The organism is Methanobrevibacter sp., from assembly GCF_017447225.1.
GTDB lineage: Archaea > Methanobacteriota > Methanobacteria > Methanobacteriales > Methanobacteriaceae > Methanocatella.
In genome coordinates this window covers 22,590-49,504 of sequence record NZ_JAFSNZ010000023.1, presented here as the reverse complement: position 1 = coordinate 49,504, position 26,915 = coordinate 22,590, and the positions used below count along the sequence as shown (strand labels likewise).

At 32.6% G+C, this 26,915-nt stretch carries 31 protein-coding genes; 23 read left to right on the top strand and 8 right to left on the bottom strand.

Annotation, left to right across the window (positions count from 1 at the left end; all coding sequences use genetic code 11):
• Window positions 1-130 precede the first annotated feature (130 nt).
• Window positions 131-1,279 (top strand): tRNA uracil 4-sulfurtransferase ThiI, encoded by a 1,149-nt coding sequence (thiI, locus tag IJQ68_RS02270; protein ID WP_292796420.1) that lies wholly within the window; start codon window positions 131-133, stop codon window positions 1,277-1,279.
• Here the strand turns inward: thiI and IJQ68_RS02265 are convergent.
• Window positions 1,276-2,730, bottom strand: coding sequence for a DUF2142 domain-containing protein (locus IJQ68_RS02265; RefSeq protein ID WP_292796418.1), 1,455 nt, complete (start codon window positions 2,728-2,730; stop codon window positions 1,276-1,278). The genes thiI and IJQ68_RS02265 overlap by 4 nt on opposite strands.
• 116 nt (window positions 2,731-2,846) lie before the next feature.
• On the opposite strand from IJQ68_RS02265, the gene IJQ68_RS02260 reads away from it, so the two are divergent.
• Together IJQ68_RS02260 and fbp are read left to right on the top strand one after the other, a co-directional pair.
• Window positions 2,847-3,245, top strand: a complete 399-nt coding sequence (locus tag IJQ68_RS02260; RefSeq protein WP_292796416.1) for a PaaI family thioesterase — start codon at window positions 2,847-2,849, stop codon at window positions 3,243-3,245.
• 150 nt (window positions 3,246-3,395) lie between these two features.
• Window positions 3,396-4,490, top strand: coding sequence for a fructose-1,6-bisphosphate aldolase/phosphatase (fbp, locus tag IJQ68_RS02255; RefSeq protein ID WP_292796414.1), 1,095 nt, complete (start codon window positions 3,396-3,398; stop codon window positions 4,488-4,490).
• 37 nt (window positions 4,491-4,527) lie between these two features.
• On the opposite strand, the gene IJQ68_RS02250 is transcribed toward fbp, so the two are convergent.
• Window positions 4,528-4,770 carry a DUF3781 domain-containing protein gene (locus IJQ68_RS02250; protein ID WP_292796412.1) on the bottom strand — a complete coding sequence of 81 codons (243 nt, stop codon included), beginning with the start codon at window positions 4,768-4,770 and terminating at the stop codon, window positions 4,528-4,530.
• Window positions 4,771-4,844: 74 nt separating this feature from the next.
• On the opposite strand from IJQ68_RS02250, the gene IJQ68_RS02245 reads away from it, so the two are divergent.
• The 3 genes from IJQ68_RS02245 (at window position 4,845) to IJQ68_RS02235 (ending at window position 7,289) form a co-directional block, all read left to right on the top strand.
• Window positions 4,845-5,954, top strand: coding sequence for an ABC transporter permease (locus IJQ68_RS02245; protein ID WP_292796410.1), 1,110 nt, complete (start codon window positions 4,845-4,847; stop codon window positions 5,952-5,954).
• Between the two features lie 9 nt (window positions 5,955-5,963).
• A complete protein-coding gene (locus IJQ68_RS02240) occupies window positions 5,964-6,668 on the top strand; it encodes an ABC transporter ATP-binding protein (RefSeq protein ID WP_292796408.1) in 705 nt (234 codons plus the stop codon).
• A 120-nt stretch (window positions 6,669-6,788) separates the two neighbouring features.
• The gene (locus tag IJQ68_RS02235) at window positions 6,789-7,289 is read left to right on the top strand and encodes a hypothetical protein (protein ID WP_292796405.1); all 501 of its coding nucleotides are present in this window, start codon (window positions 6,789-6,791) and stop codon (window positions 7,287-7,289) included.
• On the opposite strand, the gene IJQ68_RS02230 is transcribed toward IJQ68_RS02235, so the two are convergent.
• Window positions 7,286-7,537 carry a DUF357 domain-containing protein gene (locus IJQ68_RS02230; protein ID WP_292796402.1) on the bottom strand — a complete coding sequence of 84 codons (252 nt, stop codon included), beginning with the start codon at window positions 7,535-7,537 and terminating at the stop codon, window positions 7,286-7,288. The two genes, IJQ68_RS02235 and IJQ68_RS02230, sit on opposite strands and share 4 nt — an antisense overlap.
• Window positions 7,534-8,100 (bottom strand): archaetidylinositol phosphate synthase, encoded by a 567-nt coding sequence (gene pgsA / locus IJQ68_RS02225; RefSeq protein WP_292796399.1) that lies wholly within the window; start codon window positions 8,098-8,100, stop codon window positions 7,534-7,536. Before pgsA ends, IJQ68_RS02230 begins: the two co-directional genes overlap by 4 nt.
• 60 nt (window positions 8,101-8,160) lie before the next feature.
• Here pgsA and IJQ68_RS02220 point away from each other — a divergent pair, with 60 nt between their 5' ends.
• Window positions 8,161-8,742, top strand: coding sequence for an L-threonylcarbamoyladenylate synthase (locus tag IJQ68_RS02220; RefSeq protein ID WP_292796396.1), 582 nt, complete (start codon window positions 8,161-8,163; stop codon window positions 8,740-8,742).
• An 8-nt stretch (window positions 8,743-8,750) separates the two neighbouring features.
• On the opposite strand, the gene IJQ68_RS02215 is transcribed toward IJQ68_RS02220, so the two are convergent.
• Entirely contained in the window at window positions 8,751-9,662 is a 912-nt protein-coding gene (locus IJQ68_RS02215) for a hypothetical protein (protein WP_292796393.1), read from the bottom strand.
• 112 nt (window positions 9,663-9,774) lie between these two features.
• Between IJQ68_RS02215 and radB the strand changes: the two genes are divergently transcribed.
• Genes radB through IJQ68_RS02195 form a run of 4 tightly spaced genes read left to right on the top strand, consistent with a single transcriptional unit; the run spans window position 9,775 to window position 12,813 of the window.
• Complete coding sequence (gene radB / locus IJQ68_RS02210) at window positions 9,775-10,479, top strand: DNA repair and recombination protein RadB (RefSeq protein WP_292796390.1); 705 nt, start codon at window positions 9,775-9,777, stop codon at window positions 10,477-10,479.
• Between the two features lie 56 nt (window positions 10,480-10,535).
• Entirely contained in the window at window positions 10,536-11,696 is a 1,161-nt protein-coding gene (locus IJQ68_RS02205; protein ID WP_292796387.1) for a pyridoxal phosphate-dependent aminotransferase, read from the top strand.
• Between the two features lie 15 nt (window positions 11,697-11,711).
• Window positions 11,712-12,431: a 4Fe-4S binding protein gene (locus IJQ68_RS02200; RefSeq protein ID WP_292796385.1), complete on the top strand. Its 720-nt coding sequence runs from the start codon at window positions 11,712-11,714 to the stop codon at window positions 12,429-12,431.
• A 4-nt stretch (window positions 12,432-12,435) separates the two neighbouring features.
• On the top strand, window positions 12,436-12,813 hold the full coding sequence (locus IJQ68_RS02195) for a putative zinc-binding protein (RefSeq protein ID WP_292796383.1): 378 nt from the start codon (window positions 12,436-12,438) through the stop codon (window positions 12,811-12,813).
• A gap of 3 nt (window positions 12,814-12,816) precedes the next feature.
• Here the strand turns inward: IJQ68_RS02195 and IJQ68_RS02190 are convergent, their stop codons facing one another.
• Both IJQ68_RS02190 and IJQ68_RS02185 read right to left on the bottom strand, forming a co-directional pair.
• On the bottom strand, window positions 12,817-14,079 hold the full coding sequence (locus IJQ68_RS02190; RefSeq protein ID WP_292796380.1) for an ATP-binding protein: 1,263 nt from the start codon (window positions 14,077-14,079) through the stop codon (window positions 12,817-12,819).
• Window positions 14,080-14,374: 295 nt separating this feature from the next.
• On the bottom strand, window positions 14,375-16,153 hold the full coding sequence (locus tag IJQ68_RS02185; protein WP_292796377.1) for a ribosome biogenesis/translation initiation ATPase RLI: 1,779 nt from the start codon (window positions 16,151-16,153) through the stop codon (window positions 14,375-14,377).
• Window positions 16,154-16,422: 269 nt separating this feature from the next.
• Between IJQ68_RS02185 and IJQ68_RS02180 the strand changes: the two genes are divergently transcribed.
• From IJQ68_RS02180 to IJQ68_RS02135, 10 genes are all read left to right on the top strand, one after another.
• Complete coding sequence (locus IJQ68_RS02180; protein WP_292796374.1) at window positions 16,423-17,355, top strand: hypothetical protein; 933 nt, start codon at window positions 16,423-16,425, stop codon at window positions 17,353-17,355.
• A gap of 100 nt (window positions 17,356-17,455) precedes the next feature.
• A complete protein-coding gene (gene pth2 / locus IJQ68_RS02175) occupies window positions 17,456-17,794 on the top strand; it encodes an aminoacyl-tRNA hydrolase (RefSeq protein ID WP_292796372.1) in 339 nt (112 codons plus the stop codon).
• Between the two features lie 39 nt (window positions 17,795-17,833).
• Window positions 17,834-18,508: a delta 1-pyrroline-5-carboxylate synthetase gene (locus IJQ68_RS02170; protein ID WP_292796370.1), complete on the top strand. Its 675-nt coding sequence runs from the start codon at window positions 17,834-17,836 to the stop codon at window positions 18,506-18,508.
• Window positions 18,509-18,670 (top strand): zinc finger domain-containing protein, encoded by a 162-nt coding sequence (locus tag IJQ68_RS02165; protein WP_058738518.1) that lies wholly within the window; start codon window positions 18,509-18,511, stop codon window positions 18,668-18,670. It abuts the gene before it with no gap.
• Between the two features lie 18 nt (window positions 18,671-18,688).
• Window positions 18,689-18,958 carry an elongation factor 1-beta gene (locus tag IJQ68_RS02160; protein ID WP_292796363.1) on the top strand — a complete coding sequence of 90 codons (270 nt, stop codon included), beginning with the start codon at window positions 18,689-18,691 and terminating at the stop codon, window positions 18,956-18,958.
• A 99-nt stretch (window positions 18,959-19,057) separates the two neighbouring features.
• Window positions 19,058-19,519 carry a MarR family winged helix-turn-helix transcriptional regulator gene (locus tag IJQ68_RS02155; protein WP_292796361.1) on the top strand — a complete coding sequence of 154 codons (462 nt, stop codon included), beginning with the start codon at window positions 19,058-19,060 and terminating at the stop codon, window positions 19,517-19,519.
• Window positions 19,520-19,772: 253 nt separating this feature from the next.
• The gene (locus tag IJQ68_RS02150) at window positions 19,773-21,026 is read left to right on the top strand and encodes a tripartite tricarboxylate transporter permease (protein WP_292796359.1); all 1,254 of its coding nucleotides are present in this window, start codon (window positions 19,773-19,775) and stop codon (window positions 21,024-21,026) included.
• Between the two features lie 69 nt (window positions 21,027-21,095).
• Window positions 21,096-21,278, top strand: a complete 183-nt coding sequence (locus IJQ68_RS02145; protein ID WP_292796357.1) for a MarR family transcriptional regulator — start codon at window positions 21,096-21,098, stop codon at window positions 21,276-21,278.
• Between the two features lie 207 nt (window positions 21,279-21,485).
• Window positions 21,486-22,859, top strand: a complete 1,374-nt coding sequence (locus tag IJQ68_RS02140; RefSeq protein WP_292796355.1) for an MATE family efflux transporter — start codon at window positions 21,486-21,488, stop codon at window positions 22,857-22,859.
• Complete coding sequence (locus IJQ68_RS02135; RefSeq protein WP_292796353.1) at window positions 22,856-23,482, top strand: CatA-like O-acetyltransferase; 627 nt, start codon at window positions 22,856-22,858, stop codon at window positions 23,480-23,482. Before IJQ68_RS02140 ends, IJQ68_RS02135 begins: the two co-directional genes overlap by 4 nt.
• A 35-nt stretch (window positions 23,483-23,517) precedes the next feature.
• Here IJQ68_RS02135 and IJQ68_RS02130 read toward each other — a convergent pair whose 3' ends face one another.
• Window positions 23,518-24,456: a 50S ribosomal protein L11 methyltransferase gene (locus IJQ68_RS02130; RefSeq protein WP_292796351.1), complete on the bottom strand. Its 939-nt coding sequence runs from the start codon at window positions 24,454-24,456 to the stop codon at window positions 23,518-23,520.
• Between the two features lie 110 nt (window positions 24,457-24,566).
• Here IJQ68_RS02130 and IJQ68_RS02125 point away from each other — a divergent pair, with 110 nt between their 5' ends.
• On the top strand, window positions 24,567-26,000 hold the full coding sequence (locus IJQ68_RS02125; RefSeq protein ID WP_292796349.1) for a CpaF family protein: 1,434 nt from the start codon (window positions 24,567-24,569) through the stop codon (window positions 25,998-26,000).
• A gap of 7 nt (window positions 26,001-26,007) precedes the next feature.
• Window positions 26,008-26,895, top strand: coding sequence for a type II secretion system F family protein (locus tag IJQ68_RS02120; protein WP_292796347.1), 888 nt, complete (start codon window positions 26,008-26,010; stop codon window positions 26,893-26,895).
• The last annotated feature ends 20 nt before the right edge of the window (window positions 26,896-26,915 follow it).

The window sequence follows — 26,915 nt, the reverse complement described above, 5'->3', positions numbered from 1 at the left end:
GTTATATTTTAGTAATATTTGGATTAATTCTGTTCAAATATTGAAGGGATTACTATTATCTTCAGCAAGATTACTCTTAATTCAAAGCGGGCACATTAGATTAAGGGAATAAAAAATGTGAGATGTTTAAATGAAATATGATTTAATCGTTGCAAGATATGGTGAAGTAGGTTTAAAAAGTACGAAAGTACGTTCTCGTTTTGAGAAAAAATTAGTTAAAAACATTAAAGCAGCAATTGACTGTGATGTTGACAGAAATCAGGGAAGAATCTATATTTTTCCTAAAGACTTTGATAAAGCAGTTGCTGACTTAAACAGAGTATTCGGTATAGTATCTTATTCTCCGGCTATTTCCACTTACAGTAACTTTGAAGACATTGACAAAACATTGGGGGGATATGTTGAGGAATTGATTAAGGAGGGTATCATTACTGAGAATACCAAATTTGCAATTAAATGCAGACGCGTGGGAACCCATGACTTCACTTCACAGGAAATGGCAGCATATTGTGGTGGAGTTGTCAGAAAAAGAATATTGGCTCCTGTTGATTTGACTAATCCTGACCTGACGATTTTTGTTGAGGTCAGGGATGATGACACATTCATTTATCATGAAAAGATTCCAGGTCCTGGAGGATTGCCATTGGGAACTCAGGGAAAAGTTGTCTGTTTAATATCGAGCGGAATAGATTCCCCTGTTGCAGCTTATCTGATGATGAAAAGAGGCTGTGAGGTCATTGCCTTATACTGTGACAATGATCCGTTTACAAGCGCTAAAGCAATGGAGCTCAATGACCAAATAATAAACCAGCTTCAAAAATATGCTGCAGGAGTACCTATCAAAAAACGTGTTGTAAAATATGGTGAATACCTCCAAAAGGCTAAAGAGGAAGCGCCAGAAAAGATGACCTGTGTTTTATGCAAATCAGGAATGTATAAGCTTGCAGAAAAACTTGCAAATGAAATGGGTGCGCAGGCTATTGTCGACGGAAGCAGTGTCGGCCAGGTAGCGTCACAGACATTGAACAATATTCTGGCAACAAGATATGGTGTTGATATGCCGGTTCTATCTCCTTTGATAGGATTGGATAAAATAGAAATCACTAAAATTGCAGAAGAAATAGGAACATTCGAAATTTCAAAGATTGATGATGGAGGATGCTCTGCAGTTCCAAGATATCCTGAAACAAAGGCAGACTTACAGAGAGTTAAAGATGCATGTGAAGCAATGAATCAGGATGAGGCCATTAATGAAGCTTTCAAAACAATTGAATATTAATAATAATGAGTTATTGGCAGCATCATCAATCCGGTTAGGAATATTATTATAAATGTGAGGACATACATGTCCTTATTTTCTATTTTTTTATTTTTTAAATTGATTATCAAAGGAATCATAAATATTATTGGCAAGAAATATCTTGTTTGAACCCCTAATATTACATTTGAACCTACTGGCGTCCATTGTAGGTATAGGATTCCATAGATGCCAATATATATGATTAAGAAAATTATTGATAGTATTATTCTTTTATTTTTTTCCAGATCCACATCCAGTTTGTAAAATAATGAAAATACTAAAAATGATAGGATATACAATATATTGAAGAGCTTGTATCCTTCAAAGTCGGCATAATGGAAATAATTTGATTTCATTATCAATAAATCAGGTATTGAAACTATTATATTTTTAGCCAAATCAATTAGTATTTGTGGCTGTGAGATTATAAACTGTAGCTGTCCTGCACGGGATACAGTTGACACTGGAGCAGCATACATAAAAGATGCGAATATTGAACTAACGCTAATCATTGTTAATATAAGTAGCAATATTGCAATTATCAGGCTATATCTTTTATTTTTGCTTTCTTCAAATGGTAATATTAATGTTAAAAAAGCAAGAATGATATATGGTGGCTTAATCAAGCTTATTAATAGGATTGAAGTGAAAAATATTGCTAGATTTTTCTTAGTAATTTCACCGCAGTACATTTTGATGAAATATGTTATGAAAATCAGAGTAAATGTTAAGATAAATGCATCATAGCTTGGGGAAGATGCCTGTGATAAGCAGAGGGGCATTGTGGCAATTATAAGTAATGGCAGTTTAAATTTGGGGATTGTCCTAATCATGAAGAATGCAACAATGCCATATAATAGTAAATTAGCTATTCTAGCAAAATATAATGCCCATATTTCTGTTAAATTTAATAATTTGGCCAATAATATTCCTAATGAAGATAAAATGTATGAATAAAATGGGCTGTCAGTTGTGTATTCCCAATACCCTTTATGATTAGTGATGGGATTATCAAAATTGTTACTAAGTATTGTTGCACCATTTTGCGCTTGATTCATGTTAAAATAATAGTCATTCACATAGACTCCTTTTTCTGTCATGTTGGGGTATAAATTACCTTCAGACATCAATTCTGCTCTTGTAAAATGTGTGGCTTCATCTGGAAAACTCATTGGGGGAGCTAAAAATACCAGCATCAATCCAAATATGATTATCAAAATCAGTCCGATTTTATGTAGCTCCATCTTGTTTTCATATGAGTAGTATATGCAGGTTAATCCAATAATTGTCACTATTGATAAAAAAATTACTTTATATTGATAATCCGCAAACAATTTCTCATTATACATTGCAAAAACAAATACAATTACAAAAATAATATAAATGAGTAAATATTTTTTGTAATCATTAAAGTAATTTTCTATATTCATATTAATTGATTTTGTATTTATGGAATAAATAGTTTGTATTTTGTATTATTCACTTTTCAGCATTAAATAGATATTTTTAATAATTATCAATATCAAATCCTTTAATGGGTGTAAAAATGGGTACTTTCAGTTCTATTGAAGAAGCAAGAGAATTTTTTAAAAATGATAAATTCGCAACAAACAATGGTGCAAAGTTGGATAAATTGGATGATGAATACTGTGAATGTAGTTTGGAGTTAAATGATAATCATAAGAATGCTGTTGGTGGCGTAATGGGTGGTGTCATGTTCACATTGGCAGATTTCGCATTTGCTGCATTGTCTAACAATATTCATTCCCCTACTGTGGCTCAACAGGTCAGCGTTAATTATTTGAGTGCACCTAAGGGAAATAAGCTAATAGCCAAGGCCGTCTGCAAGAAAAACGGAAGGAGCTCTTCCATCATAAATGTTGATGTAATTGATGACACTGGAAGGGATATCGTTCAGTTTATCGGCACAGGATTTAAGTTATAACTTAATCCTTTTTTCTTCTTTTTTTAAAATTCATTTTTTGATAAGAAATTAATCATAATAATTATATACTAATCAAATCAAAAATATTATCATATGCTTAATTAATTTTTTAAGTTTATAAAAAAACTTAATTTTATTGAGGTATTTAAAATGAAAACAACTGTTAGTGTAATTAAAGCTGATATTGGAAGTGTTTCTGGTCACTGTGTTGCACACCCAGAATTAATGGACATTTGTGATGAAGTTTTAAACGAAGCTTTAGAAACTGGTATCTTAAAAGATTATTATGTTTCCCGTTGTGGAGATGACATAGATTTAATCATGACTCACGACAAAGGGGAAGAAAACGAAGAAGTACACAAAACCGCATATGATGCATTCATGAAAGCTACTGAAAGAGCTCGTGAATTAAAATTATACGGTGCAGGTCAAGATTTATTATCTGACACTTTTTCAGGTAACATTAAAGGTATGGGTCCTGGTGTAGCAGAAATGGAATTTGAAGAAAGACCATCTGACCCTGTTTTAGTATTCTGCTGTGACAAAACCGAACCAGGTGCATTCAACTTACCAATCTTTAGAATGTTTGCAGATCCATTCAACACTGCAGGTCTTGTAATCGACCCAAGTTTACACGATGGATTCAAATTTGAAGTATTCGATGTAATCGAACACAGAAAGGTTATCTTAGACTGTCCTGAAGAAATGTACGACTTGCTCGCATTAATCGGTTCCACAGGAAGATATGTTATTAAAAGAGTATGGAAGAAAAACGGTGAAATCGCAGCTGCAATAAGTACTGAAAGATTAAACTTAATGGCTGGTGAATACGTTGGTAAAGACGACCCGGTAGCAGTAGTAAGAGCACAATCCGGATTCCCTGCAAACGGTGAATGTGTAGATCCATTTGCATTCCCACACATGGTAAGTGGTTGGATGAGAGGATCCCACAATGGTCCTATGATGCCTGTATCAGAAGCAGAAGCAAATCCTATTAGATTTGACGGACCACCTAGAGTTGTTGGTTTAGGTTTCCAAGTAGCTAATGGTGAATTAGTAGGTCCTGTAGACTTATTTGATGATCCTGCATTCGATCCTACTCGTGAACAGGCTGCTAAAATCGCAACTTACATCAGAAGACATGGTCCATTCGAACCTCACAGATTACCTGCTGAAGAAATGGAATATACTTCCCTTCCTGGTGTAATGACCAAACTCGAAGAAAGATTCGAAGATATGGATTAAATTTAAAGAGATTTTCTAATCTCTACTTTTTTTAATTTTATTTTTTATGTGCTGTTATTATTGTATAACTTGACGCATTAACTGTTATCACACAATCATCAATTTCTACATAGTAATTTTTGCCTTTACGTTCAACTTTGGACTCATTTTTAAGAATTTTGTTTTTACAATATTCAACAACGTCTCCACTAATCTCCAGATTTTTGGAAATTCTTCCAATACCCATTTCTGTGGTATGAACACTTTCGATGTTTTCAATTAGAACGTCTTTAGGTTGCATTTTATTCCTCATTTTTCGCATGTTAATACATGTTTAAATAAGTTATTTATATATTCAATTTATAATTTAATATTATGTCATTTTTAAAGTTTATTATTAAAAACCCATTCAGGAGAAAGAACAGTGCTATACTTTCCATTGTAGGCATTTGTATTGGAATTATAGTCATTGTTGCTCTTGGTGGAATCACAAACGGTTTGGTATCAACTTTTGAGGATACTATTCATGCGGGAGGTGCCGACTTTTCAATTTCGGGAAAGGAAACTGGGGATTCCGCATATGGTACCAATACGATTGATGCCAATTGGACTGATAAGATTGCGAATGTCAGCGGTGTTGAGGAAGCGTATCCTATTTATGTTATTCTGACTTCGGTGGGTGATGACTATATGAACACACTGATTGGTATTGATCCGAATGGAACGCAGCTGGCTGACATTTCTATGACTGAAGGCCGTTTATTCAAGGATAATGCGTCAGAAGTAATTTTAGGTAAAATTTATGCAGATGACAATAATCTGTCTGTTGGAGATTCCTTAAAAATTGATGGTGAGGACTTCGATATTGTCGGAATCTATGAAACGGGAGATTCCAATATGGCAGGGGCAGTTTTCACTTCAATCAAAAAGGTAGCTGAAATCAATGACGATGAGGACAGCATTTCAAATATCTATGTCAAGGTCAATAAGGGTGAGGATGCTCAGACTGTAGCCGACAGGATAGATTCAATGTATGGTGACAATATCACTACAATTTCATCCGTAATGGAAATGGAACAGATGGGCAGTATGCTTAACATGCTTAGAGCTTCATCATGGGGTATTTCCCTTTTAGCTATTGTTGTTGGTGGTTTAGGAATTATCAATACGATGCTGATGTCAGTATTTGAAAGAACTCGTGAAATCGGTGTTTTAAAGGCTGTGGGATGGTCAAACAGAAAAATATTGACTATGATTGTAGGAGAGTCACTGGTTATTACGATAGTGTCTGCCATTATAGGTTCTGTTATAGGTGTTGTTTTATGTCTCGTTCTGGCTCCAATGATGGGATTAAGTCCAGTATTTACTCCGGACATTTTCGTTCAGGCATTTATAATAGCCATTATTGTAGGAATTATTGGTGGATTGTATCCTGCCAGCAAGGCAGTTAAATTACCTCCGACTGAAGCATTGAGGTATGAATAGGTGGTTATTATGAGTAATGTTGTAGAAATTAATAATTTGATGAAATCTTATGAAAATGGCCACATTAAAGCTTTAAACGGAATTGATTTAACTATTTGGGAAGGTGAATTCGTATCAATTATCGGACCTTCAGGTTCCGGAAAGTCAACTTTGTTGAATATGTTGGGTGCACTGGATTTACCGGATTCCGGTTCAATCAATGTAGCAGGTTATGATTTAACGTCCAATAAAAAATTGAATGAATTCAGAGCCAAAAAGATCGGATTTGTATTTCAGTTACATAATCTGATTCCGAATCTTTCTGTTGTTGAAAACATTGAAATCCCAATGTTTACTTCAAACTTGTCAAATAGTGAAATGCGTTCTAAGGCTTTAAGTTTGCTTGAACAGGTTGGGCTTAAGGATAAGGCATCACAAAAACCATCCAAATTGTCTGGTGGTGAAAGACAGAGGGTTGCTATTGCCCGTGCACTTGCCAATGATCCTTCCATTATCTTGGCTGATGAACCGACAGGATCACTTGATTCAAAGACAAGTAATAAAATACTTAAGCTTTTAATTGATTTGCACAAATCCAACAATGTAACTTTGATAATTGTTACTCATGATATGGATGTGGCCAGACTTGCGGATAGAATTATTGAAGTTTTGGATGGTCAACTGGTCAACACATCTGATGATTCTCTTCTTGAAAACAAAATTGATGTGGAATAATTCTCCACATTCTTCTCTTTTTTTAATTTTGATTGTAAAGTATTTAATTCATGAAATATAATACTATTAAATATGAAAATAAGTAGCATTAAATTATCTTTATTGGGGATATTTTTAATCATGATGATTTTTTCCTTATCTTCCGTAAGTGCTGCAGATGATGTGAATAATGAAACAATTGTTGAGGATAATCCAAATAACGATATTTCCTTAGTTTCTGATGAAAATATTTCTTTTGCAGGTAATGTGGAGTCAAACACTTCTTCCGGATTTTCAAATGGTAATGTAAACATTGTCTCTCCAGTTACAGAATTGTCTTTAAAGTCTTCAGACGATGCTTTAATGAATAATTATGCTGATGTTTCAGTGGAATATAAAGATTATTATGTTAATGTAAATAATAAATATTCCTTCTTTACAATGAATCAGGGCTTTAAAAATACTTCTCCTATTGATTCCAGCAATAATATCATTGATATATTGGCATATGCAAAAAATAACCGTTTAATGATAAATCTTAATTTGTTGAATGTATCAGATGAATTGGAATTAAGTGTCGTTGATGATTTGGGTTGGAATTTTATAAACTTCCTAATTTCATCCATTAAATCATTTTTTTAGTAATCATCGATTGTATCATGGATAATTCTTAGAGCATCAAGCAAACCATGGGAATATTCAATACATCCAAAGGCAGTTCTCATGTCTTCCTTTTCAAGATAATATTTGGAATCATTCCAGTAGTCAACTGCCCTATCATAAACTTCTTTTTCTTTTCCGGTAAATTCGATATGTGATACTTGGTTTAAGTTTCTTTCTAATTTTTTAATATCTTTAGCTATTTTTTCCGCACTTTCCAAATCACTCATTTTAACGCCTTCCTTACATGGTTAATTCTCTGTCCCACAGTAATGTATGATAAGATTACTAAAATATAGATTACATATGTGAAATAAATCGGTTGAGTAAAGTATCCGATAAGTGCCCCAATCATTAAAATAATCATACGCACAGCCCTTTCAGCTATTCCAATGCTACAGTCCACTCCTTGTGATTCCGCTCTTGCACGAACATAACTGACGGTAATTGCTGAATGAATTGCTAAAACCCCAACAAACCAATCGCAATATCCTCCAAAGATAATTCCAATATAAATGATTGCATCAGCAAAACGGTCCATTGTTGAGTCCAAAAATGCTCCGAATTTGGATGCTCTATTGTGATATCTTGCAACTGCACCATCCACTACATCTAAAAATCCTGAAAGCAATATCGCAATGCATCCTAGAATCAATAAATGATTGGCAAATCCATACGCTGCTAAAATAGCAATAAACGGTGAAATAACAGTCACAATATTCGGATTAATATTTAAATTTCGAGCAACAGGGTTCAATATTTTAGTTAACAAGGGTCTTAGACTTTCAAGCATACTTTAATATATGAAGAAATTATCATATATAATTATTTAAAAAATTAAAGGTTATTTAAAATGAAAATATTAAAAACAGATAATTCTGTTCCTGATGAAAAAGTAATTAATGAAGCTATAGATGTATTAGCTAATGGTGGGGTTGTTATGTATCCAACCGATACTGTCTATGGTTTAGGCGCTAATATTTTCAATAATAAGGCGGTTCGTCAGGTTTTTAAAATCAAGCAAAGAAACTTATTAAAACCATTGTCTATTTTAGTTTCAGATACGGATGCAATTAATTTGGTTTCTAAAATATCAATTTACCAAAAAAATACCATTGATAAATATTTGCCCGGACCTTACACGTTTATTCTAAAAAAATCTCCTGTTGTTCCGAGAGTCGTGACAAGCGGTTTGGAACATGTTGGTGTAAGGGTGCCTAAAAATGAAATTGCATGCAAATTGGCAACATTATTCCCAATCACTACAACCAGTGCTAATTTATCAGATGAAGATGTATTGTCAACACCTGAAGAAATTTTGGACCAATTGGGTTGTGATGTTGATTTGGTAATTGATGTGGGGCCTTTGGATTCTAAAAATGCATCAACTATTATTGATTTGACAACACCACAACCGACATTTATAAGAAGATAAAAAGAGAATTAATCTCTTTTCAATGGGCAAAATCCTATTATTCCAAGTAGTATTAATAACATAACTAAAGGATTTCCAGTTTTATTTTCAACTGAAACTTCTTCTTTCGGATTTTCTTCTATTATGGTAGTTGCATTTTCTTTAGTTGAATTATCCATAGGAATGCTAATCAATGAAGAATTATCTTCTGAAGTTTCATTCTGCTTATTTTCTGTTGTTGTGTTGTTTTGTGGTATTGTTTCGTTTTGTGTTGTGTTGTTTTCTGGTATTTCACTTTCATTAGTATCTCCATTATCTTCACTTGGATTTCCTAAAATTCCTTCATTAATGATATTTGAATAAGTTAATTTATATCCAAAGAAATTCTGTGTTGCCCAATTTACAGAGTCTAGAACTTCAAAATCAAATTTTACTTTGGTTGTTTCGTTGATTATTTTTTCTTCGCCATGGTCTGGAATGATTCTACCTGATTCGGCTAATTCTATAATTCCTTTGACTATTGTATGGTTACATTCATTATAATTATCTGAGAATTTCCAGATTATGTCCTGTGCTAATCTGGGATTTTCAATTGTGTAATCATAATAATCTACAACCAATATTTTCAAGTAATTACCTATTTTTTCACCATTTCTATTGTTAACAGCTGCTGAAGTGTTTTTCACTTCAAATTCCTGTCCTGCATATGCTTCTTTTTGAGCTAAATTGATACAAAAGCCATTGTATCCATCACTGAATGCGATATTTGAAAATCCGTCTTCTTCAGATTTTACTTTTTCACCAATTCTTTTACTTTCATCTTCGCCAATGTTGTTTTCATTAGCGATTAAATCATTTGTACTGTTTTCTGCAGATGCTAATGTAATGCATGATGTGATTGCCAGAATTGATATGAATAACATCAATAGTTTCTTTTTCATTATTTTTTCACCTCTTTTCGGGGGTGTTTAATGCATTGATTAAAATCCGCTTATAAAGATTTGGTAACTTTCTGATGTCAATTATATAACCTAGTAAAACAAAAGTATTGTTATGAAAGTATTGGCTAATTTCGAGGATAATCTTAAAATTCCTACAAATTCAAGTATTGATAACCTGTTAAATGGAGGATTCGAAAAAGGTACAGTTACTCAGATATTTGGTCCGCCAAGTTCAGGTAAAAGTAACTTGGCCCTATATCTGGCAGTTACTGTGGCTAAAACTGGAAAAAAAGCCATTTACATTGATACTGAAGGCGGAATTTCAATAGATAGGATTAAACAAATTGCTGGTAATGACTTTTCTAAAGTTGCTAATAACATCATGGTTTTCGAACCGACTTCCTTTCAGGAGCAGGGTGAAAACATAGGAGCTATTGAATTATGGCTTAGAAAAAACCATGCCGACACTGACGTGTTTATTTTGGATTCTGCAGTTGCTCTTTATCGTGTTGATGATATGAAATCATCCAAATTAAACAAGGAATTGGGTAAACAGATGGGTATATTATCTAAAATTGCAAGAAGTTATGATATTGCAGTTATTGTAACTAATCAGGTTTATACTGCATTTGATGATGAAGGTAATAATGATATTAGGGCTGTTGGGGGAATGGTTCTTCAATATTGGAGTAAAGTTATTATCCAACTGGAACGTGGTGAGGAGACCAATCAGAGAATCGCAACCTTAAAACGCCATAGGAGTATTGGTGAAGGCCGGCAAGCCGTTTTCCGAATTACTTCTCGTGGAATTAGTTAGCATTAATTTTATAAATAACTTAAAATAAATATTTACTTTGGAGTTATAGTGATATTATGAGTGATATAAAACACCCTGAGAAAAAATTTAAAAAAACTGAAAGGGTACCTCCAGAAGGATACGATTCTTCAAATGACTTTTTTGAAGATGTATTCATGGATAAAGATATGATTTGGATGGGTCAGAATACAAACCATCTTCACGGTGATATCATAGCTGATGCAATGGCTAGCTGTGTTAAAGAAAAAGAATATTGTAAATACCCGCCTCCAGAAGGTTTTTCTGAACTTAGACAGTTGATTTTAAAAGATTTAGACTTCGATAATTGTGAAGTATTATTGACTGCGGGTGCGACAGAATCTTTATATTTATGTATGCAGGCATTAATTGAACCTGAAGATAATGTTATATTATCAGATCCTGGTTATTTCATCATAGGTGACTTCGCTAATCGTTTTGGTAACGCAAGATATGTTCCTATTTACAATGAGGAATGCGGATATAAATTAACTCCTAAATTATTAAGGGAGAATATGGATGAAAATACTAAAATGGTCATTTTAATCGATCCGTTAAATCCATTAGGTTCAGCATACACTGAAGAGGAACTTAAGGAATTTGCTGAAATCGCTATTGAGAATGATATCTACTTGCTGCATGATGTTACCTATAAGGATTTTGCAAGAGAACATTTCCTTGTTGAAAAATATGCTCCTGGCCAAACTTTAACAATATATAGTTTCTCCAAAATATTTGGGATGGCCGGTTTGAGAATTGGTAGCGTAGTATCTTCAAAAGAAATAATTGATGTAATCAAAAATGCTGTTGTAAATGATTTGGGTGTTAATATCATTGCACAATACGGTGCAATCGCCGGTTTGAAATCCAAAGATGAATGGGAAGGAGAAATCCGCGAAATTGCTTTTACAAACCAAAAATTAATCAAAGAAATGGTTGATGAAGTTGACGGCGTATTCTTGCCTGTTTATCCGTCTGATGCCAATATGATGGCAGTTGATGTTTCAGGTGCCGGAATTAATCCTAAAGAATTATCCAATTATTTATTCAAACGAGGAATCTTCGCAAGAGAAGGTGAATATACCTCCGAGTTATTCGGAGACAGATATTTACGTATAAGCTTCTCCATTCCTACTGAAGAAATTAAGGTTTTCTGTGAGGAATTCCCTAAAGCTATTGAAGCGTTAAGACAAAAATAATTGAGGGTAAATGATATGCGTATAAGATATCATCACCCTATTCCTAATTTTTATAAAATTGAAAATCCAGTCAATCCCATAAATTCCATTTCTGAAAATCTTTTAAATGAGTTAAATGAGTTTGTTTTAGAAAAAGGTTTTATTGGAGTTAGTTATTCATCATTATCTGATGATTTTAAAAATGAATGGGATATTGATTGGGATAACATTCTTATTTTAAAATATAAAATGTCTGATGAAATCTTAAAAATGGATCCTTCAAAAGAAAAAACTGTTTTGGAGGATAAGGAATTTCAGGAATTCGGACGCAAAACTTTCGAAGTCGCTGATTTTTTAAGAAAAAATAATTTTAAAGCTGATTTAATACACCCATTAGATGATAGCGTAAGTTTAAGAGCTATTGCAATGCCGTCTAATGATTGTATAATAACCAGAAGCAATATGTGCATGTTTAAGGAAGCTTTGAATGTAGGATTTTTCATGATAAAAACGTCAATAGAAAATTTACCTTTTAAACAGGAAAATGATATGTTATGGGTCGAGGACTTCTGTTCTACCTGTGGAATTTGTATAGACAGATGTCCTGAAGATGCTTTTGACGAAAATGGAAAATTCATTCGAAAATTATGTACTGCTCATAAAAAAGGATGTAGCAAATGTGTTTTAATATGTCCTTTTTATAAACAGGGGTACGAAAAAGTTAAGAAAAGATATGATAGAAAACAAGCGAGATGATATTATGGATGATAAAATAGCATTAGTGTCATGTAGTGGTTTAAGTCCGTTAGGACTTGTTGTAAGAGCTGCAACCGTCGAGTTAGCATTGGACAATGATAATATTGTTGCTGCTTGCATTACAGAATATTCTGCACAGCCGAATAACTGTGCATCTATTTTGGAAGATGCAAAAATTGTATCAATCACTGGATGCAGTGATGACTGTGTATCAACAATATTAAATGAGAAAGGCATAGAAGTCATTAAAAATATTGATGCGGAAAGTGTTGTCAAAGCTTTTGATTTAAATCCTAATGATTCAATTAGGTTGGATGATGATGGTGAAAAGGCAGTTAAAGTACTTAAAAAATTTATTTTGAGTGAAATTGCTTCAATCTGAAATTTAAATTTCGTCACCTAAGAGAAAATCAATAATATTCAGATGTTTTACTCCTTTGTATGAAAAATCTTCAGTATCTGTTGTAATTATGTATGTATCATATTTGTCTGGAATCTTAAAAAAGGGTTTAAATTCTCTTTCTTTAGTTTTTTCTGAAAATAATGTATATGATACTTGAACATAAATATATTGTCCGGATTTTTCACATACAAAATCTATTTCTATTTCATTTTTATCATTATCCTTTTTTTCTTCACCTAATCTTCCAACATTTACTTTATATCCTCTTCTTAAAAGCTCAATATAAACTATATTTTCAATCACTCTAGGACGCCATACACTATTTTTTTCAATAAGGGCATGATGAAAGCCATGATCCATTAGATAATATTTTTCTTTTATTTTCATCATTTTTTTCCCTTTAAAATCGTATCGTGAACATTTTGAAATGAAAAAGGTTTGTTGTAAGTATTCGTTATATTTTAATAATGTGTTTTGTGTGGTGTATACATCATTACTTTTTAGATAATTTTTTACTTTTTTAGAAGAAAATGTTTGACCAATCGAATTCATCATGAAGTTAATATATCTTTTTAATAAATCAATGTTTTTAATATTGAAACGATTTATAATGTCATTGAGCAATATTGAATCATAAATATCGGCTAATGCGGTTTTTCTACTTTCATCACTTTTAAATGGTAATATACTTGGCATTCCTCCGTAATTAATATAATATTCGTTAAATAATTGATTTATTGATTCTTTTGTCAATTCAATATTTTCTATTTCATTGTTATATTGTATTATTTCCTTAAAAGAAAAAGGGTAAACTCTGATATTTATATATCTTCCGGCAAGTATTGATGCTAATTCGCCGGATAATAATTTAGAATTAGACCCAGATATATATATGTCGCAATCGAGACTAACTCTATATCCATTAATGCTCTTTTCCCATTTATCTACTTGTTGAATCTCATCGAAAAATAAATAGATTGTTCCTTCAAGATTTTTTGTTTTTTCATAAACTATTTTGTCTAAATCAATATTATTATCAATTGAATTATATTCTGGGGATTCAAATGAAATGAATATGATATTGTTTTTGTTTATTCCTTTCTTTTCAAGTTCTTCTGCCCAACTGTGTAATAAGCTGGTTTTTCCAGATCTTCTAATTCCTGTGAATACTTTTACAAAATCAGAATCTTTGTAATCTTCTAATTTTTCTAAGTATGTTTCACGTTTTATTTCATTCTTTTTCATTTTTTTATCTCCAGAAATTTTTTAAAATTGTATTTATTAAGGAATATAAATTTTTATTTTTTTAGTTTTATTATTTCTATACAAATATTTATTTTTGATTTATATAAATATTTATTCGTATAAACATATATTTTTTTATATTTTATTATTTTATATTTTTATTAAAGTATAAATTTTGTATTTTTTAAAATTTATATTTCTATAGGAATATAAATTTTTATTTTTTGAAATTTGTATTCCTTTAGAAATATGGATTAAAGGATGATGATTAGTAAAAAAATAATTTGGGAAAATACTAATCTGATAAGTAATAGTATTCTCCTTTTTCTTTTTGTTCACGATCAAGGTAACTGTCTAATTTATTGACTCTTGGACGTTTTGTTTCTTTATCACGTCTGAAAGTAATATTGAGATTACCTAAAAATTCGTTCATTGAGGTTCTTAAATCAGTTGGTTTTGAAGCATGGCCTTCAAGACCAGGAGTACCGTTGAATACCATAGCTCTGTCTGAAATGTAATCAATAAACACAATATCGTGATCTACAATAAGTGATGCTGCATTTCTGCTTTCAACCATCTTACGGATGACTCTTGCAGCAATTAATCTCTGTTCAACATCTAAAAATGCTGTTGGTTCGTCGAATAAATATATTTCAGCATCTTTTGATAATGTCGCAGCTATTGCTAATCTTTGAAGTTCCCCACCACTTAATTTGGATACCTGTTTTTCAAGCATATCTTCAAGTGCAAATGGAGTCATTATTTCACTTTCAAATATTTTGCTGCCGTAGCTTGGCGCATTCATATATAAAAAGTCGCTCACACTTCCTTCAAAGTCACTTACTAAGTATTGTGGTTTGTAAGCTATTGTAACTTCTTCATCCACTTCACCGGTGGTTGGCTTTTCCACACCAGCCAGCATTTTAGCGAATGTTGTTTTACCGATACCGTTTGAACCGAATGCAGTTACAATTTCATCATAGAAAATGTCTCCTGCGTCTGCACTTAATTTGAATCCGTCATAATCTTTTGAAATGTCAGAATAGCTTGCAAGTGCATCTCCTTCATCTTCAGGTGTTGGTGGTCTGATTGTAAATTCAATAGGATTTCTACGAATTCTTACATTTTCTTCAGTTAAAAATCCGTTGATGTAAGCATTAATACCAATTCTCACTCCTTTTCTTCCGGATACAACCCCGTATCCTCCTGGAGTACCGTATAATATGTGCACATTGTCGGATAATGCATCAAGTGTAGCAAGGTCGTGCTCAATTACAAGAACACTTTTTCCTTCCTCTGCAAGAGACCTGATAACTTTTACAGCATTCAATCTTTGGGATACATCCAACCATGATGTAGGCTCGTCAAAGTAATAGAAATCTCCTTCTCTTAAAACAGTAGCAGCTATTGCAACTCTTTGGAGTTCTCCACCACTCAAGTTTTCCATTTTTCTATCCAATACGTTTTCAAGCTGCAATTCTTCACAGACATATTCGAGTTTGTCTCTTTCATTAACATTTTCAAGCAAATCTTTAACTTTACCTTTAACAACTTTCGGCAACTGATCAACCATCTGTGGTTTTAGAATAGCTTTAACTTCCCCGTTCGCTAATTTTGAAAAATAGCTTTGAAGTGCTGAACCTTTATAGAATTCAATTACTCTGTCCCAGTTTTCCGGAGGATTTTCAAAGTCTCCGAAGTTTGGAATCAAGTTTCCAGATAGGATATTCATTATTGTGGATTTACCGATACCGTTCGGTCCTAAAAGTCCAAGCACGGTTCCTTCCTCCAGGCTTGGAAGCCCGAACAATTCAAACTGGTTTTGACCAAATCTGTGTATTGGCTCACCAACTGCTTCCGGCAAGTTAATAATACTGATTGCATCAAATGGGCATCTGTTTGTACAGATACCGCAACCTTCACACAGCTGTTCTGATATTAAAGGCTTTTTTGTATCTTCGTCTACAACGATGGTGTCTTCATCCATTCTGACGCCGGGACAGTAACTGATACAAAGATAATCACATTTTTTAGGTTGACATCTGTCCTTGTCAAGTATAGAAATACGAGTCATTAATAATCTCCTTAAATTAAAAAATAATCTTTAATATTTAAATTATGTATTTGATTGTTTTTAAAGGTTAACAAAATATGATTTGTGTGAGGTCAAAATTTATCAGTCATTATAATTTTTTTAAAACATTTAAAAATTCTATTTTCATTAAAAAATTGTTCTTAGGCAGTAATTTTGTCTTTACTCATTCTATTGTATTTATATATTTGATTTAACTAATAATTCTTTATCAATTTGGATTTGTCGACATTCACTTATTGATAATTTCTATGGTGGTGATAAAAATTAGAACACGTCCAATTAATAATGAAATTAAGAACAGTTATGATTCAATTCTAAAAATAGCTACTCATGCTTTTACAAATGCGTTAATTCCATTGATTGACTTGCCTGAAGATGATTATACTGTAATATCTAGTGAAATATTTTCACCAGGTAAGGATGTGAAATCTATGGATATACTGCTGAAAGGTGAGTATGGCTATGTCAACATAGAATTCCACAAACAGCCTTTGGCTAAATCAGATTTGGATCGTGATTTTGAGTATGTTGTGGAATGTTATATGTTCTATGGGGAAACAATAGAACAAAAAATTGTAGTTGTTGATAAAAACCGCAAATCTGTTGATAAAATACAGATAACACCACAACTTCCATATTATGGGAACTATTATTATGTTCCAGACATTGATGGTGAAGAAGTTTTAAGTAATATTAGGAATAAATTAAAAACTAACAAAACACCTAGTGAGTATGAGCAATACGTTTTTTCAATACTCCCATTAACTAATCACCAATATGTTGATGAAGAGCAATTAATGAAAGACCTATGCACCATTACTCCAAAATTAAATATTTCTGAAAAAAACAGGGAATATATAAACTTGTGTCACATGATTCTTGTTGAATTATGTGTTCATGATTGGTTTTTGAAAGAAGAATTGTATGATGTGATTTCAATGACAACAACATATATTGAAAAACGTGAAAATTTATTAAAACAGAGGATTCAGGTTGCTGAGGAAAAAGTGGTTGATGTTACTAATCGTGCTGTGGCTGCTGAGGAAAAAGTGGTTGATGTTACTAATCGTGCTGAGAATGCTGAAAATTTGTTAAAACAGATTGCTAATGATGTTAGAAATGGAGGTAAATTGAATAAAAGTACTGTAAAAAAATTGCTTTTGGTTACAAGTAAATTATAATTTTGTGTTAGAACTTCTTTCTAACACTAACTTTTTTCATAAACATTAAATAATTTCATTTCTATAATATTATTAATTAATCATCATATAAAGTGATTTTATGAAGCAAGTTATGGTCGTAAGAACAGATTTAAAAATGGGTAAGGGCAAAATTGCCGCTCAATGTTGTCACGGTTCTATTGGAGCTTACAAAAGAACTTCTCCTGAAAAGATTAAAAAATGGGAAAATGAGGCTTATGCTAAAGTTGTATGTAAAGTGGGCTCTTTAGATGAATTGTTGGAGATAAAAAAACAAATCGCTCAGAGGAATATTTCACATTATCTTGTAGTTGATGCTGGAAGGACACAGATACCTACATCATCAGTTACAGTTTTGGGCATTGGGCCAGATGAGGATGAAATTATCGATGAAGTGACTGGGGATTTGAAACTTTTATAACATAACTATTAATTTAATGATGGCTATTTTCAATTAAACATGGGTGTGATTATTATCATAAAACAGGTTGTAAAAATTGGGGGAAGTCTATTTCCAGATTATGCAATAAGATTAGCTCAAAAGCTGGAAAATACTGATTCGCTCATTATTCTTGGTGGGGGAGAATTTGCAAATCTCATTCGTAAATATGACTCCTCTCAAAACTTTTCTGAGGAAGTTACTCATTTCACTGCTATTGATTGTATGGATATCATTGCAAAACTTGTAAATGATAAGGTTTCATCAGCAAAATTGGCTTTTACCATTGAAGATGCGTTAACAATATCTGATGATGGTTTCACACCGATTTTTGTCGTATCTGATTTTTTAAGAAAAGAAGATCCTTTTGAATGTTCATGGGATGTCACATCCGATTCGATTGCAGCTTATGTTTCCCACTGTTTAAATGCAAACCTTTTAATAGTAACAAATGTAAATGGTATATATACCCGAGAACCTAGTGAAGAAGGTTCCAAATTCATTAGTAAAATTGATGCGAAAAAACTACTAACTTTTGAAGAATCATCAATTGATATAATGTTGCCTTCTCTTTTGATTGAATTCGGGACTAATTGTTATGTTGTAAATGGAATGTATCCTGAAAGGGTTTTATCTCTTATTGATGATAATATAAATGATTACAATTTCGATTACACACTAATAATAGGTGATTAGATGAAAGAAGTAGAATGTATTTCATGTAAACAAGAAATCCCATTAACTGGTCCGTTCGTAGAATTCGAATGTCCAGAATGCGGAGCAAAAATTGCAAGATGTGAAAAATGCCGTACCTTTGGTCACGCTTACAAATGCGAATGCGGATTCGAAGGTCCTTAGATTTATGGAGGAATTAAGATGGGTGAAGTTTTAACCACTATGAAAATCATGCCTGAAAGTCCGGAAGAAGACTTAGAGGCTATTAAAGCAACTATTGAAAGTTCAATGCCTGAAGGCGCTAAAATTCACGAAATTGCTGAAGAACCAATTGCATTCGGTTTAGTAGCTATTATCTTAAACTTCATCACCGAAGATGGTGAAGGCGGATCTGAACCTGTTGAAGAAATGGTTTCAGCTATTGAAGGTGTTGCCAGTATTGAGATTACTGGTGTAGGAAGATTAATGTAAATCTTTCAAAACATTTTTTCTTTTTTTTATTTTAGACATTAATTGTTGCATTAAGCAACATTTATATATGGGAATATTCATATTATTAATTGTGGTAATATGAAGAATTATGAAGATATTATAAATAACTCACCATTTATTTTAAATCATTTGATTTCACTTAAGGAAACTCACGATTATTATTTAAAACAGTTTCTTAAAAAAGAAACAGAAATAACTTATTCTCAGTATTATATGTTCATGCTACTTTACTTTGAACCTAATGTAAACCAATCCGACATTGCAAAAGCATGTTTCATGAACCGCAGTGGTGTATCAAGAGCATTTTCCGAATTTGAAAAGAAAGGATTAATCAAACGTGAAATCAATCCAAATAACAAAAGGGAATATATCACTACATTAACTCAAAAAGGATTGGAAACTGCAAAGTTTCTGGAAGAAAAAGAAATTGAATGGGACAATATGATTTGTGATGAGTTGGATTTGTCCCGTGAAGAAGTATTAAGCTTATTATCTAATTTATCCATGAAATCACTGATTTTCAATAGAAAAAAATTTTAAAGATGATGATTTAGTCATCATCATATAAATATTTCAATTCCATTTCATCAATTAAGTTGGATCCGTATTCTTCACACACGGCATTTGACGGGTCATTCAACGCACCTCACACTGAACAGGTTATCATTTTTCATCACCAGTTAATTAGTGTATATACTTTGTGAGTATCTATATATAACTGTTATTAACTCAAAACAATTTTCCGCAGTGGCTTCAACAAGCTTTAAAAAGTACTTTAACTTACTAAATATTCATGTTTGAGTTAGTAATTGCATGTTTTATAGGAATTTTAATAGGTACAACAACCGGCATGATTCCGGGCATTCATGTAAATACTGCAGGAGCAATTATCTTTGCTTCATCAACTTTTTTACTGTCCTTTTTAAGTCCGGAATTTCTCTGCGTATTGATGGTTGCAATGTCAATAGCTCATGCGCTAATTGAATTTGTTCCTTCAATGCTTTTGGGAGTTCCCGAGGAAGGAACTGTAACATCAATACTTCCGGGCCATAGGATGGTATTGCAGGGTCGTGCAAAAGAAGTAATCCGCATTGTCTGTGTCGGAGGTTTTGGAGCAATTATTGTAACAATTCTAATGCTTCCGTTATTCAACATTCTTTTACCTGTCCTGCATGATGTATCAAAACCATTCACATGGATGATTTTGCTTTTTGCTTCAATTTATTTAACATATAGTTTGACAAGCAATCACAGAGATTTTTTATGGTCACTGCTTCTCTTTGTACTTTCGGGAATTCTTGGCTGGACAATTTTTCAAACACCCATTTCTTCTGGAGTAACATTAATGTGCACTTTTTCGGGATTATTTGGAATCAGTACCATACTATTCAGTCTGAATGATAATTCAACACTTCCGCATCAAAATTCATTTTATGATTTAAACATTGATTTCAATAAGTTTAAAAGCATTTTTGCCGGAGGAATAACTGGTGCGATTTTGGGTTTCTTACCGGGTTTCGGTCCTGCTCAGGGAACTGTAATTGCCCAGGCTGCAAGTGGGGCTAGCGATAATGACGATGATGATACGGTAAATTTCCTGCTTGCAACGTCTGGATTGAATATTTCTGATTGTCTATTTTCATTAATGGCAATATACATTATTGGTAATCCTAGAAGCGGTATTGCAGTATACATGTCCTATCTAATCTCGGATATGACTTTAAATCATTTATTGATTTATATTTTCGCTTCTCTTCTGGCGGTTTCCGTATCTTTGGTTTTGGCATTAAAATTAGGTGATTCCTTTTCTGGATTAATGGCTAATGTGGATTATAAAAGATTATCTATTAGTGTTATTCTGCTTCAGATAGTAATTTTATTTATCTTTATATTCTATTATCAAGCACCACTCGCTTACATGATGCTGGCTTTGATTACATCAACTGCAATGGGGATGTTGCCCCATTATCTTGGTGTCGGTAAGTCTCATCTAATGGGTGTTTTGATTATCCCTGCTATTGTTATCTACATGCAGATGTTTATTTAGATTATAATTTTTCTATTGAATTAACAAAAGTTATTTACTTCCAATTGAAAAAATATTTGTAGTGATATTATGGATAACAAAGAAAAAGTAATTGAAGCATTCAGAAATTCTGAAGATCCGTTAAATGCAACTAAAGTCAGTGAAATTTCCGGTGTTGAGAAAAAGGAAGTTGACAAAATTATGAAAGAATTAAAAAAGGATGAAACAATTGTTTCACCAAAAAGATGTTATTGGACTCTTGCAGAAAAATAACATCTTCTTTTTATTTTTTAATTATTTTTAAATACTGCTTTAAACATAGTAATTATTATGTGTATTTGTGTAGTGGCATCCCCAGGATTATAAAGACTTTTTTTAAGACCAAAAACTATCTGATTTTTTTGGTAAAGTAGTGTTTTTAGCTACTGCTATGGATAGTTTTCAAAATTTAAACTAAATAATTTTTAGGAGATTAATCTTATGGGAGATTCTATTAACAAACATGAAACACAAGGAGTAAATTTATTGAGGGGAAACCCTAAGAAAGCAGTTTTAAAATTATCTATACCATTAATGCTTTCCATGATGGTAATTTCATTATATAATATCATTGATTCATTTTGGGTAGCGGGACTTGGTGCAGACCAGCTTGCAGCAGTTGGATTTGTAATACCACTAGAATTTTTAATCATAAGCATAGGAACAAGTATTGGTGCTGGAATAACATCAGTTGTTTCAAAATACATTGGGGAGAAAAACGATAAACTATCAGATAACTCCGCAGCTCATGGAGTGATATTGTCTTTAATCTTTTCACTCATCGTCACAATTATATTTTCAGTATTTGCTAAAGAATTATTGATGTTAATGGGTGCGAGAGGAGACAGTCTTGGATATGCACTTGAATATGGCCATATATACTTTGTTGCAAGCCTCTTTGTTGTAATGCCTAATGCATTGTATGGGCTTTTAAGATCCGAAGGTGACACAAAAAGAACTATGTATGTGATGGTGCTATGTGCGATACTAAACATGGTGCTGGATCCTATTTTTATCTACATGTTGGATTTAAAAATGTTTGGGGCAGCTTTGTCAACAATAATGTCTTTAGCCATAGTTCTAACAATAATTATTTATTGGATTTATATTAAAAAGGACACTTTTCTGAATCCGACCTTATCTAACTTCAATTACGAATCTTTTATTATGAAAGACATGTTAAAAGTAGCTATTCCATCAATTTGTGAAATGATTTTCATAACATGCATCACTGCAATTATGCATCTCATCATTCTTGCAGTTTCAAATACAGATTCTGTTGCAGTATTTGAAAATGGATGGAGAATGGTTACTTTAGCAACTGAACCTATGATGGCAATATCCACAGCGTTAATATCGATTGTAGCAGCAAATTATGGTGCAAAGAATTTCAGAAATATGAAAATAGCTTATAATTATTCAATGAAACTGGCAACATTGCTTGGGATAATAGCACTCGTAATCTTTTTAGCATTTGCACCACAAATATCATACATATTCGCATATGGTGCAAGTTCAAGATTATTAAATCCTACTGTTGAATTTTTCCATATCTTTGCATGGTTCTTTATAGTTTTTCCTGGCGGTATTGTATCTACATATGTATTCCAAGGTCTTGGAAAAGGAACACATTCCTTAATATTTACTGTTATAAGAGAAGCAATATGTGCGACTGCATTTGCAATATTGTTCGGAATAGTTCTAAAATGGGGAATAACTGGAGTATGGTTTGGAATTTTGTTGGGATATACAATTGGAGGATTAATAGCTATTGTATATGCAAATAATTATCTTGGGAAAATGGTGAAAGCATGAACTATAAAGTTACAGATATTAAAGTTGAAGAATTGCCGTTCAGTGATTTTTTAACATCACGTTATTCAATGACTGTTCGGGTTAACGTAGATAAAACTTATGAAATGGCTAAAAAGGAAAAAATTCCTTTTTTTAACTTAACAACAGCATGTATTTTGGAGGTAATTAATGAAATACCTGAATTTAAATTAAGAATCAAAGATAATGCTGTCATTGAATATGAACATATAAATGCAGTTAGCCCTATAATGCAGAATGATCATACAATTCGTGAAATTGAAATAGTTCCACCATCCAAATTTGAAAATATTTATGAATGGAGTAATTATGTTGAAAATAAAAAGGCAAACATTGAAGAAAATCAATTTATTGTCGAACCAATGAAAAGGGATGAATGTCCAATAGCAAACTTGTCTTGCATTCCATGGATAGATTTCGACTCAATGACAAATATTATTGCAAGTTCCAATCAAATAATGCCTGTGATTAGTTGGGGAAAAATGGTTGATGGAAAAATACCTATTTCACTAACGGCCAGTCATGTGTTTATATTTGGATGGCATTTTAAGCTGTTTTATGAAAATGTGGAAGATTATCTAAATAATCCTGAAAGATTATTTTAAAATAACTTCTTCTTTTTTATTTTTTTAAGCAAAGATTAGATAATCAACACATTATCTGCAATTTGTTCCGCTTTTTTTATTATCTCTGAAGCATCATCACTTGGAAATGCATCTATCACACATAAATCAACTTTTTGAGTTTTCAAGTCTTCAAAAGCTTCATTATATATCTCATAGTTTTCATCAATTCCATTAACTTCCAGATTTTCTTTTAAGTTTTCAATAGCCTGAGGATAAATGTCATTGAATATTACCTTTTCAAAGCCATATTTCAACAGGTATATTCCTATTGCGCCACTTCCGCACATTGCATCGATTGCAGTTCCTTTTTTGATTTCATTATTTCTCAGATAGTTGTGCAGTTTGATTAGTTTTCCTTCTGTGGTTGTTGCAACCTCTATGTGGTGTTTGCTCTGATTCTTGTTGATTATTATCTTGTCGTTTATCAGTGTTCTCATAACATTTGTCTGCATGTCACAACCAGCTAATAATTCGAAATGGTTAATGGGGCTGTTTCTGTTTAGCTGCCCTACAGTTTCCTGAGGACTTCCTTTGAGAACTCCTTTAACTTCAGGTACTTCTTCAATTAATCGTGATGCAACTTTATCTGTAAACTCTGGGTGGAGTAGTATTAATGCGGATTCGTTAATAAATTGTGGGTTTAAACTGCTGTAATAGAATTCACTTAACGGCACAGGGCTGTTTCTTCTTAATGTAGCATTCTCAGGCACTATTTCTTCCTCAATCATTATCTTTAGAATATGGCTCATTACTATATCCAACGGTCTTTTTCCGCAACTGCATTTTTTATAATTTCCATCAAGGATTTCCAAATCGATTAAATCTTTTAACGGGCTGAATTTTTTTATTTGAATGTCTTCGCAGTTACTGCATTCGTTTAATTTTTCGATTTTTTCATCTAAATTTCCAAAAGTCGTTATACAATTTTCACCACAACTGCATTTTCTACTCATATTTTAATATTGATTTGACTTTATAATTATAATTTCACTCGTAATAAAAATTTATTAATAAGTATTACAAATACTATTCTTACGAAAAATTTTGTAAAAAGGTGATAATAATGAACATATTAAAAGACAGTAATAGCTCAATTCCAATATATGAAGTATTCAAACAGAAGTATACTCCTGAAGAAAAGGTGCTTTTAGCGGAAATTCGAGAAAACCTTGTTGATTTGGCAATATCCAGTGGCCAGGACTTTCAGTTAAATGAAGCTAAATTATTCAACGATATCAAAAATTTTTTATTCACAAGACTGTCCTTTGAATCAGGAAATATTTCCAGGGATTATATTGATTCCTTGTCCCGAAAGCTATTGCAGGATATTGTAGGTTATGGCCAAATTGATCCGCTGATTCATGATGATGATTTGGAGGAGATAATGATTATCGGAATAAATAAGCCGGTTTTTGTCTATCACAGAAAGTATGGGATGATGAAAACAAATATTGTTTATAAAAACGAGGAGGAATTAACTGACCTGATTGACCTGATGGCAAGGCAAATCAATAGGAGAATCGATCAGGAATCTCCAATTCTTGACGGCAGATTGATGGATGGCTCAAGAATCAATGCAACCATTCCTCCGGTATCTGCTGATGGTCCTTCCCTAACCATCCGTAAATTCAAAAAAGATCCCTTCACAATTATTGATTTGATTAATTATAAGACCATTTCTGTAGAGCTGGCGGCATTCTTCTGGTTATGCTTTGACGGTTTGGGTGTCAAATCTGCTAATGCAATAATTTCCGGAGGAACAAGTTCGGGCAAAACAACGACATTGAATGCATTAACATCATTAATCAACCCCAAAGAAAGAATCATAACAATAGAGGATACTTTGGAACTGCAAATTCCTCATGAACATGTCATCAGAATGGAGACAAGACCATCAAACACGGAAAATCGCGGTGAACTTACGATGAATGATCTGGTTAAAAATTCACTTAGGCAAAGGCCGGACAGGATAATTGTTGGCGAAGTTAGGGCTGATGAAGCCATTACATTATTTACTGCATTAAACACAGGTCATTCTGGCTTTGGAACTTTGCACTCAAATGATGCAAGAGAAACCATAACCAGACTGACCAATGAACCGATGTCAGTTCCTGAAATAATGATTACAGCTATTGATTTTATCGTAATGCAAAATAGGATATATAAGCCCGATGGTGTCTCTTATAGGCGCATCAGTGAAGTTGCAGAGGTTGTTGGTATTGAGGAGGGCACTGTCCAGTTAAATAAGATATTTGAATGGAATCCTGAAACCGATAAGATTGAAAATGTAAGCATTGCTTCAAGAACATTATCTGAAATAGCCAAATTAAGTGGTAGGACATTAAATGATTTATATAAGGAAATTGGCAATCGACAGCTTGTGCTGGAACACATGCTAAATAACAATATCAGATCAGTCAGTGCGGTTAATGCGGTGATTGAATCATATTATTCCAATCCCCAAAAGGTGCTGAATCAAATAATTCTAAATGGATAGTGGTTTGATGTTTGATAAACTGTTTATTGGTGTTGGAAATCTATTTTTCATAATTTATGATTTAATAATGAATTTCAAATTTCCATCATTCAAATCAAATGAAAAAGTAGAATCCAATATGTTTAATTTCAATCCTTCAGAAAATGTAAAAAGAGATGATGAAAGGTTTCAGGAATTTAGAAGATTTTTCATTGAGAATTTTTCATCAAGGACAGGCATTATTCTTCTAATTGTAATATCTCTTGGATTATTCCTAATTTTGGGTTTTGAAATTTCAGCAATCTTTCTTATAATGATGGTGATGTTCTATCTTTTTCTAGTGATTTATCCTCAAATCAAACAGAAAAGGATTTACACTGATTTGAATCAGGAATTGCCTTACGCTTTGCGTCATATGGGTATAGAATTAAAGTCCGGAAAAGGACTGCACGATACATTAATGACTGTTGCTAATGCAGATTATGGTTCATTTTCGGATGAATTGACGAGAGTTTTGGAGGAAGTCCGTTATGGTCAGTCAACTGAAAATGCTCTTATGGAAATGTCTGACCGTGTTGATTCCGAAGGTCTTTCTAGATGTGTTCAGCAGATTGTCGGAACATTGCGTGTTGGAGGTAATCTGGCTAATAGCCTGGAAATTATTGCGGCAGACATTTCATTTGACATGCATGTAAAACTGAAAGATTATTCTCAGAGACTGAATTCATTCATACTGATTTATACATTCATTGCTATTCTGGCTCCGGTCATATTGCTGATAATGCTGATGGCAGCATCTACTGTAATGGGCGATATATTGCCTTCTAATATTGTAATGGTCATGTATGTTGGTCTTTTCCCGATGATTGTGGTATTTATGGGTGTTTTAATAAAAAAATTAGAACCTAAAATTTAATAGAAAAATCTATTAAATTA